Source organism: Desulfosporosinus sp. FKA (assembly GCF_002196785.1).
Classification (GTDB): Bacteria; Bacillota; Desulfitobacteriia; order Desulfitobacteriales; family Desulfitobacteriaceae; genus Desulfosporosinus; species Desulfosporosinus acididurans.
Map to the genome: position 1 here is coordinate 301,374 of NZ_NAHZ01000033.1, position 13,838 is coordinate 315,211.

The window sequence follows — 13,838 nt, forward strand, 5'->3', positions numbered from 1 at the left end:
ATTTCATCAGGAGAATCATGGAGAAGAGGAGAAGCTACAATATCTTTTTTGCTGTTCGGCAGATAGGTTGCTGCCAGATCGGAAAACCTCTGAGCTAACCCTTTGAAAATATCTCAGTCCGTCTTAGTTTCCCAGGGAGGGTTAATGGCAGGGTTGAAAGGATGAACAAAGGGATGCATATCAGTACTGCTCAAATCGCATTTCTCATACCAAGTCGCTGCCGGCAGAACAATATCTGAATAAAGAGCTGTTCCGGACATTCGGAATTCCAGATCGACCAGTAGATCTAATTTACCCTCAGGGGCTTGATCACGCCATCTCACTTCTTCGGTTTTAAGGGTCTGCCGGTCATTTCCCAGGATGCCATGGGAGGTTCCTAAGAAATGTTTTAAAAAATAATCGTGACCTTTTCCCGAACTGGAAATAAGATTGGCCCTCCAAACAAACAATCCTCGCGGGTAATTGACAGGATTATCCGGGTCTTCAACGGCGAATTCCATTTTGCCGCTTTTCAGCTCGTTGACTACGTATTGCAGGACCTCTTCATTGGTGACAGCGCCTTGATCTTTGGCCTCATCAGCTAATTGAAGAGAGCTGCGATTGAATTGAGGATAGCAAGGCAGCCAGCCTAATCGTACGGCCAGGGCATTATAATCTGCTGGATGCTGATAACGAGGCTGCTTTATAGTTGCCGACGTCAACTCTTGCAGAGGTAATTCTTCATAACGCCATTGATCTGTCGCGAAATAGTAATAGGACGTGCCATTCTGAAAACGCGGCGGCAGAGTCCAGTCTCTGGCAAAAGCCACGGTCTGCCAGCCTTCCAGCGGACGAACTTTCTCTTGACCGACATAGTGAGCCCAACCGCCGCCGTTGACGCCTTGAGTACCGGTCAGAAGAATGAGATTCAAGATGGCCCGGTAAGTGGTATCGGAATTATACCAATGGTTAATGCCTGCGCCCATGATGATCATAGACCGTCCTTGAGTATCGACGGCATTTTGGGCAAACTCCCGGGCAATTTGAATTACCAAATCGCCTTTGATTCCGGTAAATTGTTCCTGCCAGCCAGGCGTATACGGCTTTAGGTCCTGGTAATCGAGAGGATAATCTCCCGGCAAGCCGCGGTTGATTCCGTAGTTGGCCAGCATGACATCGTAAACTGTGGTTACATAAAGCGTTTTGCCCTGTTGTTCAATTTGTTTGACCGGTACGGAACGTCGGATAAGGGAATTTTGATGATCATCGAAATAGGGCAGATCAAGAGAAACAACCAGATCTTCCACACCCAGCAGAGACAGGGTCGGTTGATAGGCATGTCCCGCTTCGTCTTCCGGTTTCAGGTTCCAGGTACCTTCATTTTCCCAGCGGTGTCCAATACTTCCTTTGGGGATGACGAATTGTTGAGTTGCTTGATCCAAAACAACAGTTTTCCACTCAGCCTTGTTCAGAGGCATACCAAGATCTGAGGCTCGCAGAAAACGGTCTGCAACAAACGTGTCGTCTTTCTTTTCCAAGAGAAGCAGATAGGGTAAATCCGTGAATTTTTTAGCATAGTCTAGAAAATAATCGCTGGCATTTTCTATATAGAATTCTTTCAAAATCACATGAGTCATGGCTTGAGCCAAGGCGCCGTCAGTTCCGGGATTTACCGCCAGCCAATGATCAGCAAAACGAACCGATTCCGCATAGTCGGGACTGACGCTGACGACCTTCGTTCCCTTATAACGGACTTCTGTCATGAAATGAGCATCCGGTGTGCGTGTTAAGGGAACGTTGGATCCCCACATGATAATATAACCGGCGTTATACCAATCACCGCTTTCCGGAACATCCGTCTGATCCCCCCAAACTTGTGGAGACGCCGGCGGCAGGTCAGCGTACCAGTCATAAAAACTGAGCATGGGTGCTCCAATTAAAGATAAAAAACGTGATCCTCCGGCATAACTGACCATAGACATAGCCGGAATGGGGGTGAACCCGGCCAGCCGGTCAGGCCCGTAAGTTTGAATCGTATAAATCATCATGGCAGCGATGATCGTGCAAGCTTCTTCCCAGGAAGCTCGTACCAGACCGCCTTTTCCCCGAGCCGATTTATAGGCTTTGGCTTTTTCCGGATCTTCGACGATGCTTTTCCAGGCCAAGACAGGATCACCGGTTTTGTTCAGCGCCTCGCGCCATAATTTAAGCAATATTCCTCGAATATAAGGGTACTTAACTCTTAAAGGGCTGTAGGAGTACCAGGAAAAGGAAGCACCCCGCGGGCAGCCCCGCGGCTCATAGTCCGGCATGTCGGGGCTGGTTGCGGGATAATCCGTACATTGATTTTCCCAGGTGATGATTCCGTTTTTCACAAAAACCTTCCAGCTGCAGGAGCCTGTACAGTTAACCCCATGAGTTGTACGTACCTCTTTATCATGCTGCCAGCGCCGCCGATAGAGGGCTTCCCATTCTCGATCCTGTGAGCTTAGTTCACTCCAATCATTGGAATAGGTCTCTTTGGGTTGAAAAAATCGCAGTTTTTTCCCAAGAGGAGACAATTTCTTCTTCATTGATGTTCTCCTTCCGACAGTGGTATAGTTCGGGTAATACCTGAGGTAAACCTGCGGCTTCGCTTCCCCACGAAGTTTTGAGAGCTGAACTGCCTTTCCGGAGAATTCGCTCACTTCTGTGGGAGAAGATGCCTTTCATGTCTGTTGAATTCATGCGATGTTAGTGTCTTCGAGTACCAGCTAAGTTCTCTTTAGACCAGGTTTTTAACAAGAAGGAGACTAGAATGGCGATAACAGCCAGGACTACATAAACCCAGAAACCTAGAGCATAACCTTTTTTGCCATATAGGTCCGTGAAAATTCCCAATAGGGGAGGGACTACAAATCCTCCGAATGCACCTAAGCCTCCAACCCAGCCACTTGCTCCGCCTGGGGCATTGGATACATATTTAGGCACGAGTTTAAAGACGGCGGCATTGGCTGTGCCCATACCAATACCAATAATAATTTCTCCCAGGAGGGCGAACCAAAATTGACTTGTAACGATAAGAATAAGGGCACCGATTAATACGATTAAATAACTGATAATTGCCGTGGACTCGCCGCCGAATTTATCACTGAGGTGACCGCCATAAACTCGGATAAATGAGGCAAGTATTGAAAATCCCAGGGCCATTAATAACCCGGCTTCAGTTACATTAATCCCAAAGTATTGGTTCCAATAGGTAGGAAACCATCCGGTTAAGGCTAAAAAGCCGCCAAAAGAAGTGAAGTAGAGGATCACTAACAACCAAGTCCGGGGATTTCGGGCTGAGATCTTGAGAGCTTCTTTGACTTGACCGGACGGGAAAAGCTCTTGTCCAAGTTCTTGAGCGGTTTTTTTGGCTTCCTCAGGGGTTTTGCCTTGCTTGAGCAATTGAAAATAGTAGGCGTCATGAGCAAATATGGCATAAATGACAGTTCCGATTAAGAGAAATATGAACCAGGCAGCATAGGAACCAGTTAACCCCAAACCAACTAAAGCAAAAGGAAGAATAATTCCGAATAGTCCCGGGGCAGTATTTCCTAACCCGCCATAGGCTCCGAGAGCCATTCCTTGTTTTTTCTGAGGAAACCAATATGATGTCTGCGGAACGCCCACCGAAAAAGTGGCGATACCGCTGCCGCTTAAGAGGCCAAAGAAGAAGATAACAGGATACATTTTCAGTGTGATTCCTTGGGGGTAGTAGAGGACAAGAATAGCAGTCAATCCGGCCATTCCTATAAGAGATAAGATTAACAAGATAATAAAGGGTTTTTTACCGCCAACTTTATCGACCCAAGCTCCAAAGGGAATTCTTAATAAGGAACCTGTTAGATTGGGAGCCGCGATTAATAATCCGAGAAGCAATCCCGGCATGTGCATGAGTTGATTGAAGTTTTTAGTGACCGGTCCGAAGAGCGATACCGCTGCAAAGCCTATAAAAAAGCCAAAGGTTGCCATCGATAGTCCGCCCAGGGGATTGCTCTTTAGTTGAAGTCTGGTGCTAATTTCTTTTACGCTCATCTGCTATCTCTTCTTTCTAATGTTTCAGTAGTGGATTTGCGATGATGTAATGATCGTCATGAGCATTATTTAACAATGAGAACGGGGCAAGCCGCCCCATGGAGAACCCGCTGGCTAACACTGCCCATAAGGGAGCCGCTTATGGGACCATAACCCCGGCTTCCCATCACCACAAGGTCTATATGTTCTTTTTTTATCTCTTCAAGAATTGCTGTAGCAGGGTGACCAGGTACTTGTTTTTTTTGCACCAAAACATGTTCACAAGTTGTGCTGTTAAGGGTGCGAAGTAATGCTTGCTCTCCGCTAATATTGATCTGTTCTTGAGGTACCGGGACTCCTTTTGAGAGAACATATCCTAAAGCTTCTGGTGTAAATGTTACATGAAAAAGTTCAATTTCCGAATTGAATTGGCGTGCTATACCTACGGCTATGGCAAACGCTCTGTTGGAATTTTCTGAGGCATCTGTAGGCATTAAAATTTTTTTAAACATGGAAACCCCTCCTCAATTGAACTAATGAATCCTTTCACTTTAAGATTTAACTTATACCCAATATCGAGGATAACTGCGATTTGGTGAAAGATTGTTAGTTATGATTGCGATTGCTATTAGAATGATTACTCCGGCCGCAACTGGAGTCAGTATGTATTGAGGCGTGGCTTTATTTAAAATTGCCACGAGGGCAGTTGCCCCACCAGGCGGGTGCGTGGTTTTGGTAATGAGCATTACGCCAAGAGCAATGGCAGTCCCTAAGGCTGCAGACCACCAAGTTAAACCAAAAAATTGATAAGTCATAACACCGATTGCAGCCGATAGAATGTGTCCGAAAAAGACGTTGCGCGGTTGAGAGAGAGGAGCATCAGGTACTCCATAAAGTAAAACTGCGGAAGCACCAAAGGAGGCCACTAACATGGGCATGTTATAGACCATAGACAAGATAGCTACTACTCCAATTCCCAAAAAAGTTCCCATCCAGGAAATAAAAATGTCAAAGGGCGGGGGCGATTGTAAGGGTGCGGTTCTGGGGTATCCTCTCATTTTTAAAAAGTAATTTAGAATGGGGTGGACCTTATGTTCATAGGCAGCTGTTGAATCATTTTCTTGCTCAATTGGAAACAATGATAACCAAACCTCCTGTTCTATATTTGATTTATAGAATAACTTAAAACATAACGTTTTGTAGTGACTTAGATCACAATCTCACATGCCAATTTAGGTTATCATTTAAATTAGTAAAGCGAGTTCGCTGAGTTAATCCGTTCAGCTAAAGCTGAACTTCGGGGCTTCACATATAATAATGTCCAGTGGACATTATTGCTGAGCCGCCTTTCCCAATAGGAATACTTAGCAGTGAAGGAGAACTCTACCCCACCTGACGTTAACGAAGGGCCCATCCCCACTTATCGAAGTGGGGGTCTTAAAAACTGGATCAACGAATTTCAGTGATGAAAGGAAATGTTCATATGAATACAAATGCTCTGGTTAAAGATACGCTTTTTAAAATGATCAGGTATTTTGGCAATGATGTTAAACGAATTAATCACGCTATGAAAGTACATACCTTTGCCAAGGCTATCGGAGAAAGTGAGACGATTAGTGATAACCAGCTTCAGCTTTTGGAAGTGGCTGCAATATTACATGATATTGGGATAAAGGAGAGTGAGCGAAAATACAATTCATCATCGGGAACACACCAAGAGATTGAAGGTCCCCCTATAGCTCGTGAACTCTTGTCAGATTTCCAACTGGAAAGTGAAATTGTTGACAGGATTTGTTATCTTATTGGAAATCATCATACATATAGCAATGTAGATGGCATCGATTTCCAAATATTGATAGAGGCGGATCTGCTGGTAAACATTTTTGAAGACAGTTTGAGTGAACAAGCAATTAAGCTCTTAAAAGAGAAATACTTTAAAACAAAAGCCGGAATAGTAATTTTGGAATGTATGTACGGAGTTCATTAGGGGATTCAATGGCTTACAAGGGTCTTCAGCAATGAATGATAAAAAAAGCTTCCTTACGGGTTTAGAGCAAGATCACAACCTGTAAGGAAGCTTTTTTATCCAATTGTTAGGCGGCCGTTGCAAAATGACTATCGAAGCCTCTATGTTCAGCTTTAACTGAACGAGGGACTGCCTGCACGAGACAAGTATGATTACCATATTATGGTAGTGTAATAATTGGAGGTGATAAAATGTTCGGTTTTGGACCATGGGGTTGGGGTTTTGGCTTTGGATTCCGTCCGTTTTGGGGAGGATTTTGGTGGTAAATCACCAGAACTTGATTATTAACATCTATCTTATCAGTAACTTTGATTTTGTTTGATAGGAGGAAAATTAAATGGCGTTTGGAGCAGCAGGTTGTGGAACAGGTGTTGGTTGGGGTGCTGGTATCGGGATTGTTGTAGTAATTATCTTATTATTAATTGCTCTAGGGATTGTATTTTAAGAAAATTTAAAAGGGGGAACAACAAATGTACGGTTATGGTGGATATGGCTACGGCGGTTATGGCGGAAGCTGTATTGGAGCAGGAATTATTGCAATTGCAATTCTTATTTTAATCGCCCTGGGTGTAATCTTCTAGAATAATCTTACTCTGATGGAGATCACAACAATAAGAATATCAATGTCTCAGAATAGCCGGCCATATTATTATGGTCGGCTCAAAGCGTGCATAATTCATTATTCTTTACAAGACGAACAAAGCTCCAAGCGATGTTAGATTTTGCACCTTGAATTTTATGTTTGATTCAGGTGCTTTTATGTTTTTCGAAATTTGAAGGACCAATAACTTTCAATTTATTTTTACTGTTTTACCATAAATTCTTAATGAAAATTTCAAACTATTGTTTTATAATGAATTTCTTATTTGAATTAATATAAACGGAAATTAAAAGAGAGGATTTGAAAATGAAAAAGTTAACAAAGTTAGTTACCTTTTTTACTTTGATAATAATTGCTTTTAATATGCTTCCGCAAACAGTATTAGCTGACACGGCTTTTCCAACTAGAATTTCTGGGGCCACCCAATATGACACTGCGGCCCAAATAGCCGATCAAGGGTGGGGGACTTCAGGTTCGAGTGCTGCTGTATTAGCGGCAGGTATGACCGGGCCAACCTTAGTAGACGCTCTTTCCGCCGGATCTTTAGCTTCAGCTTTAAATATCCCTATTATTTTAACGCAGGGAAATACTTTAACCCCTGTTGCAGCAAATGAGTTGACAAAACTACATGTTACAAAGGTTTATGTGACGAGTGGAATTGCAGTTATCCAACAACCTGTTTTAGATGCGCTTAAAGCATTGAATATTTCGGTTGTACCTTTAGGCGGATACGATGCATCGGAAACGTCTGTCAATATTGCCAAAGAAATGGCCAAATCAACTTTGATCAATGGAGTTGTCTTAACTGGTGGTTCAGGCGCTGATGCCATATCTGCAGCTTCTATTGCAGGAGCAAAAAAGATGCCAATTCTTTATACAGATAATCCAGCTTCTCTGCCAAGCAGTATTAGAACCTATTTAACGGGAATTAGCAGTGTGAAAAATTATTATATAATCGGTGGGACTGCGGTTATTAGTAACGCCGAAATGGCTCAATTCTCGGTCAACTCTGTTCGTTATGCTGGTTATGATGCCTATGACACTAATCTTTCAGTGCTTCAAGGTTTTGATGCTGATCTCAATTATGCCAATATCTTTGTTGCTAACGGCCGAACTCTTGTTGACGGATTAGCAGGTGTACCTTTGGCAGCTGGCCTGAAGGCGCCAATTGTTTTAACAGATGGAACTAATGTTAAAGCCGGAGATTATGTCCATAGCAAACTGACCTCGACTAGTGTGGTAACTGCTTTGGGCGGTCCAGCAGTAGTTTCTGCCCATGCTTTAAATGCAATATCAGCTGGCTCTTCAGCTGCTTCAGTGGGGGTTACGCCAGTGACTTCGACAAATCTTCCAGCTGATACGCAATATTCCGGTAATTGGGCGGGATACATTGACACGCCTTATTTCGGCAGCAGGTATACCGGTATATCAGGCGCTTGGACAGTGCCCAATATCCCCGGCAGTGGACAAGATGCATCTTCAGCACAGTGGATTGGTTTAGGCGGAGTAAACTCATCAGACCTTTTACAAATGGGAACCATGGAAGAAATAATCAATGGGCAAGCTGTTGCAGAAGTGTTTTGGGAGCAGTTGCCTGCACCTGCTCAAATTGTGATGACTGTTCCCATTGGTTCTACTATAAAGGCTAGTATTTCCCAATCGGCTGATTCAAGCACAATTTGGGATTTAACATTTACAGTAAACGGCAAAACACAATCTGAATCAATTCCTTCCGTGACACTTGCTCCATCCTATATACAGGGAATTGAAACATCGGCTGAATGGATTAGCGAAGATCCTTCAAACGAATATAATCAATTGTACCCTTTGGCAAATATGGGTACTGTATCGTATCAGTCTGCCACAGTAAATGGTCAGCCATTGTACTCCGCAGGTCATGTTGAGCCAGTTGCCATGGTATCACAAAGTGGATATTTAATGATTGCTCCTTCCATATTAGGGGCGGATGGGCAGTCATTCTCAACATCGGTAATAAGTACGATGAATAATACAACTTTAATTCGTTGGAAGGGTAATCAAGGTAATCCAAGATCTCAAGTAAACTTAGGTCAAAAGGTTTTATAATAGATAGAAGAGCATAATCATTGATTCAATTGAGCTATGAAGCATACTTTTGCCGCATTTATAATTGAATTAGGCTTAATTTTTCGTCTTACAAGCCATCTCCTTGTATTATAAATCAAGGAGATGGCTGCTTTTTTATCCCATTATTTCTTTGCCAGGTTATAAAACATAGTTAATAAGCCAGACTAACTATTATAGATCTAGCCTGGAGGATAAGTGGTGTTCATAAAACGAAAAAATCTAGAAGCTGGTTTATTAGTACTGTTAATATTTGGTTCCTTAATGTTTTTCTTAAAAGTCTCAAGTATACGTTACCAAAGGATTTCTTTAAAGCCCAAACTAGTTGTTCCCAAAGCCGATGCCTCTGGTTTAGCCGCCAAAGAAAAACCAATTTTGACGTTTGGAGTCGTTAGTGATATTCATGTTCAAGCAAAGAATAATAAGGCGAAGTTGAAGTTCGTAAAAATGCTGAGTGATATAAAAGAACACCTCAATATTCATACTTTAATTATTAATGGCGATTTAGGAAATGGAAGTTCATCCGATTATGCTGCCCTCCGAAAACTTCTAGTTTCAGAGGCCAATAACCTGAAAACATTCTATACGATTGGGAATCACGAATTTTATCAAGCTTACGTCAATCCGAAAACCAAACGTTGGAGTCCTAAAACCTTTCCGAATAATGAATCAGACCATACTGCAATCAACAGATTTTTAAGTTATACTGGACAATCAAAAGTATATTATGACCAATATATCTCCGGGTATCATTTTATTTTCCTTGGCTCGGAGAAATCGGCAATGAGCGGAAGAAAATACAGGGACAAGACATATCTATCAAAGACACAAATAGCTTGGTTTCAGAAAAAGCTTAAAGAAAACTATGTTCCCCATAAGCCAATCTTTGTTTTTTTACATCAACCCTTTCCCGCTGCGACTTCGGGTAAATGGTATCGTTCGATACATAATTATGTATTACAGGAGGATCAACTCAGAACGTTATTAAGTAACTATCCGGAAGTAATCGTATTCAGTGGTCACACCCATTGGCTCTTGGGACAAGGGCGTGATATTATGCAAGGACCGTTTAACGTTGTCAATGATTCCTCTGTAGAAATGCCAGTAGATCATAACGGTGTGAAAGCAGCCAATGAAAGTGAAGGTCTCCAGGTGACAGTTTACCAAGATCAGGTAGTTATTCAAGGAAGAGATTTTGCAAATAATACTTGGATTACCAAGGCAAGATACAATATCAATTTATCCAAGGAATAATTATAACTCGGTCAGTGAACTCGCTTACGCTAAAGCTGAACATAGGGGCTTCAGATACAATAATATCCAGTGGACATTATTGCCGAGCCGCTTTTCCCAATAGGAATACTTAGCGGCGAAGGAGGACCCCCACCCCCACTTACAAGAAGTGGAGGTCTTAAAAGATGGATAAAGGCGGTCTCACTCCACTATACTAGTTAAGCGAGACCGCCTTTGGCTTATATTTGGGAAACTTTGCGGGATGCACCCACAGCAATCTCTAATTCAAGCATATTCTGGATACGTGCTTCAATTTCTTGGCGCTTTTCTTCTATAGCTGAAAAATCCATAGCTGCAATGTAGTAAGACTCCATTAGATCATGGGTTGCTTTGGCACGGCTTGAGTTTTTAATTGCTCGTTGAATATTTTTATTTACACGTTCGCGACAATCTTCAATATCGCTGGAGAAATTATTGAGTCCTGCCATGTCGACGCTCTGGTCAAAATCCAAGGTAATTTGTTTACAATTTAACTGAGGTGTATATTCGTAAGGTTCGGAAACCGCACACATAGCTTTGTGTAAATCTGGCATTATAATGAGGTCCAGCTTTGCAGGATCAAGAGTATTATGGTAATACTCCACATTTAAACCATAGGTTATTGCTCTTTCGGCGATTCGCTTTAGAAACGTCGATTTTCCAGTACCAGGCTGCCCTTTAAGAAGATAAAGGGCAGAAGTATCCTGTAATAGAGTATCAATAAATTGGGTTTTGCCTTGAGGCGTATGTGCCCAGGCAAAAAGGTGACGTTCTTTACCATGACCGGTGTTGCCTGAGCCAAATATATCATTTTCGACACTGAGAGTCATCTGGTTAATCGCATGCCAATTTTGGTGCTCTTTGACATAAAACTCCCATTCATCCATTGCTAGCTGGGCTTCCATTAAAGCGTAGTAAGATGCCTGGAAATAGCGCCCAACCTGGTAATTGCACCGCATAATTTCAGGTTTAGCCTTTTGAATTATGTTCTCGTCCCAATAGTCTCCCAAGTTGATAATCTCATCGACTGCCCCAGGATTTTTCGGGTCGACGATATGTGGAGCGGTTCCGTCCAAAAGTGCAACTCCCAGAGCGGGAATTACTAAGCCATCGATTGAATTGTTGTCGGAGGAACAGCAATGATATTCAATGTCATAGCCAAGCTTTGAAATATTGTCGGCAATTTTTTTCATAAATGTTGATTTTCCGACACCGGGTCCGCCTTTGATTATAAAAATATGTAGTGCATCTGTCTCGATAATGTAATTATAATAGGAGAAAAAACCTTTTGACGTTACAGCACCTGGGAACATTTTCTTCACGACTCTTTTTGGCATGTTACTCCTCGCTTCCTTTCTGAAACATAAGCCTTTCGGTCAAAGTATTGTATGCAGGAAAGAGGTAAAATGCTAAAAAGAATTTCTTTCGCTGATATGTTAAAAGCCGCCCCACAGCAAGGGCGGCTTTTAGTCTTTTTCATGTCTTTTTTCATGTCTTTTTTAATCTCTATCTTTATGAATCCTCTGCAATTAGAATACAATAAAGTTTATGATTTTTTGTCAGCTAAATTTTAAGAAGTTATCAAGATTGTCTCGATGTTCAGCTTTAGCTGAACGAGTTCACTGTCGGCCTTGGAATAGCAACATGTTTTAAAATAGCCCAAAATCATCAAGCGAAAATAGATATTGATTCTGGCTCACAAGGAACAAAATTCACTATTACATTTCCGCTACCACTTGAGCTAATTGCCGGAAATCAAAAGGCTGTTTAGAATATTTGCTATTTTTTGATTTAATGTTATTGGTAAGTTTTAGGGCTAGTCTGCATACTATTGAACAGGAATAATTGGACAAGGGGAGATAGTATGGATTTAAGTTATACATTTCCAATCGTATTAGGTTTAGGAGCACTTCATTCATTAGAACCGGGACATGGGAAGGGAATAATAACTGCTTATCTTGTTTCAACCGGGGCGAAGGTTAAGGATGCCGTAATGATAGGTTTAGTTTCTGCTCTGGCTCATACCTTATCTATTGTTTTATTAGTCATATCCACTTCCTCCGCTTTAAAAGTTATTATGCCGCAAAATCTAACGTATTGGATCCAATTGCTCTCAGGAGTTGGTGTAATCTATATAGGATTAGATATGATCGTTAAACGATTATTTCCGAACAACGACTCAGACAATGGTTGCAGCCATCATCATCATTATATGGGTCACCATCATCAGAAGCATTGTAATCATGATGAACCTATATCATTAAAGACGGGGAATTCCTTACGGAACCTTTTCTTAACGGGATTTTTCATAGGACTGGTCCCGTGCCCCAGCGCCCTGGCTATTCTGCTTGCAGCAGTTTCGGCTAATAGAATACCATTAGGATTAAGTCTTGTGGCTGCTTTCTCCATCGGAAGTGCTCTTACAATGGTTACCATCGGCTTATTAGTAGTAAAAGCCAGCAGTTCATTTAAACGGCTCGAAAAGGGTTGGGTCATTAATAATTTATCAATGGCATCATCTTTACTGATCTTGTTTCTCGGTGCGGCAGTTATGTTACAATCAATTAACCATATTTAACCAAATATATTTTGATTTCTTATCAGTTTTTAAGACCCCCACTTTTATAAGTGGGGGTGGTTCCTTCGTAAACTTAAGGTGAGGTAGAGTCCTCCTTCACTGCGAAAATAAATGCTTTTCGCATGACCGCTTATTTGTTATGATTTTAGTAAATTGTAAAAATAGAAGTGGCAGTATCTTCGATAGATATTTTCATGATAAATCTCGCGGTTTACTTTACATTGAGTTTGAAAGAATAACCTTAATAGTTCACTAATAATTCAGTTTACAGCGTAATAAAGGATGAAAATACTTGAAAATTATTATCTCACCGGCCAAGAAAATGAATATAGACGCTGATTTTCTTCCGCCCCGCAATGCCCCTGTATTTCTCGAAAAAGCCCAAAGGCTGAAAGAATATCTGCGAAGCCTCACATACGAGGACCTTAAAAAGCTGCTTTGCTGTAACGATGAGATAGCAAGGCTGAATTATGACCGTTATCAAAACATGGACTTGTGCGGCTACACGAACCCGGCCATTTTAGCTTACGATGGTATTCAGTACAAGTACATGGCACCGCAGGTTTTTGAGTACGACTATTTTGACTACATCGAAAGTCATCTGCGGATTTTGTCCGGATTTTATGGGATATTGAAACCTTTCGACGGTGTTGTTCCTTATCGCTTGGAAATGCAGGCCAAGTTGAAAACGACATTTTGTCAAAATCTCTATGACTATTGGAAAGATGATATTTACCGGGACTTAACCCAGAATGATACTTCGATTTTGAATCTTGCTTCAGCTGAGTACAGCAAAACAGTTGATAAATACTTGAGTGCCAACGTTAATTATGTTACCTGCAAATTCGGTGAGCTGATCGACGGTAAACTTATCGAAAAGGGAGTATATGTGAAAATGGCCCGCGGAGAAATGGTGCGTTTCATGGCCGAAAATGCTGTGGAAGATTTAGATAAAATCAAAGAGTTTAATAGACTTGGTTTTGTGTATAACGATGAGCTGTCGAATAGCAGGACTATAGTATTTTTAATTAAACGGAGCTCAGATTAGGCGCAGTCGAACTGTGAAAAAATAGGAATAGTTTAACACCTAAATTTATAGATATTGATGAAAATAAAGGCAAGACACGAGAAGGAGCGAAGTTATTATTTCGCTCCTTCTCGTGTCATAATAAGTGCTGCTCATATTTTGAAATGAATTAGTACTTTGTCGATAAACGAAACCTATTGTTTTTTAGGGTGAT

At 41.6% G+C, this 13,838-nt stretch carries 10 protein-coding genes; 5 read left to right on the forward strand and 5 right to left on the reverse strand.

What is annotated here, in order from left to right:
- Nucleotides 1-113: 113 nt before the first annotated feature.
- From B5771_RS20710 to B5771_RS20725, 4 genes are all read right to left on the reverse strand, one after another.
- Nucleotides 114-2,552 (reverse strand): nitrate reductase subunit alpha, encoded by a 2,439-nt coding sequence (locus tag B5771_RS20710; RefSeq protein WP_172408333.1) that lies wholly within the window; start codon nucleotides 2,550-2,552, stop codon nucleotides 114-116.
- Between the two features lie 160 nt (nucleotides 2,553-2,712).
- Nucleotides 2,713-4,038 (reverse strand): MFS transporter, encoded by a 1,326-nt coding sequence (locus B5771_RS20715; protein WP_088189219.1) that lies wholly within the window; start codon nucleotides 4,036-4,038, stop codon nucleotides 2,713-2,715.
- A gap of 65 nt (nucleotides 4,039-4,103) precedes the next feature.
- On the reverse strand, nucleotides 4,104-4,529 hold the full coding sequence (locus B5771_RS20720; RefSeq protein ID WP_088189220.1) for a universal stress protein: 426 nt from the start codon (nucleotides 4,527-4,529) through the stop codon (nucleotides 4,104-4,106).
- 51 nt (nucleotides 4,530-4,580) lie between these two features.
- Entirely contained in the window at nucleotides 4,581-5,147 is a 567-nt protein-coding gene (locus B5771_RS20725) for an HPP family protein (protein ID WP_053006475.1), read from the reverse strand.
- A gap of 353 nt (nucleotides 5,148-5,500) precedes the next feature.
- Between B5771_RS20725 and B5771_RS20730 the strand changes: the two genes are divergently transcribed.
- The 3 genes from B5771_RS20730 (at nucleotide 5,501) to B5771_RS20740 (ending at nucleotide 10,001) form a co-directional block, all read left to right on the forward strand.
- Nucleotides 5,501-6,004 carry an HD domain-containing protein gene (locus B5771_RS20730; protein WP_047811076.1) on the forward strand — a complete coding sequence of 168 codons (504 nt, stop codon included), beginning with the start codon at nucleotides 5,501-5,503 and terminating at the stop codon, nucleotides 6,002-6,004.
- Between the two features lie 946 nt (nucleotides 6,005-6,950).
- The gene (locus B5771_RS20735; RefSeq protein WP_088189221.1) at nucleotides 6,951-8,729 is read left to right on the forward strand and encodes a cell wall-binding repeat-containing protein; all 1,779 of its coding nucleotides are present in this window, start codon (nucleotides 6,951-6,953) and stop codon (nucleotides 8,727-8,729) included.
- Between the two features lie 219 nt (nucleotides 8,730-8,948).
- A complete protein-coding gene (locus B5771_RS20740; RefSeq protein WP_088189222.1) occupies nucleotides 8,949-10,001 on the forward strand; it encodes a metallophosphoesterase in 1,053 nt (350 codons plus the stop codon).
- Between the two features lie 218 nt (nucleotides 10,002-10,219).
- Here B5771_RS20740 and B5771_RS20745 read toward each other — a convergent pair whose 3' ends face one another.
- Nucleotides 10,220-11,356 carry a PRK06851 family protein gene (locus B5771_RS20745; protein WP_088189223.1) on the reverse strand — a complete coding sequence of 379 codons (1,137 nt, stop codon included), beginning with the start codon at nucleotides 11,354-11,356 and terminating at the stop codon, nucleotides 10,220-10,222.
- A gap of 527 nt (nucleotides 11,357-11,883) precedes the next feature.
- Between B5771_RS20745 and B5771_RS20750 the strand changes: the two genes are divergently transcribed.
- Entirely contained in the window at nucleotides 11,884-12,597 is a 714-nt protein-coding gene (locus B5771_RS20750) for a sulfite exporter TauE/SafE family protein (RefSeq protein WP_088189224.1), read from the forward strand.
- A 292-nt stretch (nucleotides 12,598-12,889) separates the two neighbouring features.
- Nucleotides 12,890-13,645: a peroxide stress protein YaaA gene (yaaA, locus tag B5771_RS20755; protein WP_088189225.1), complete on the forward strand. Its 756-nt coding sequence runs from the start codon at nucleotides 12,890-12,892 to the stop codon at nucleotides 13,643-13,645.
- Nucleotides 13,646-13,838: the final 193 nt, after the last annotated feature.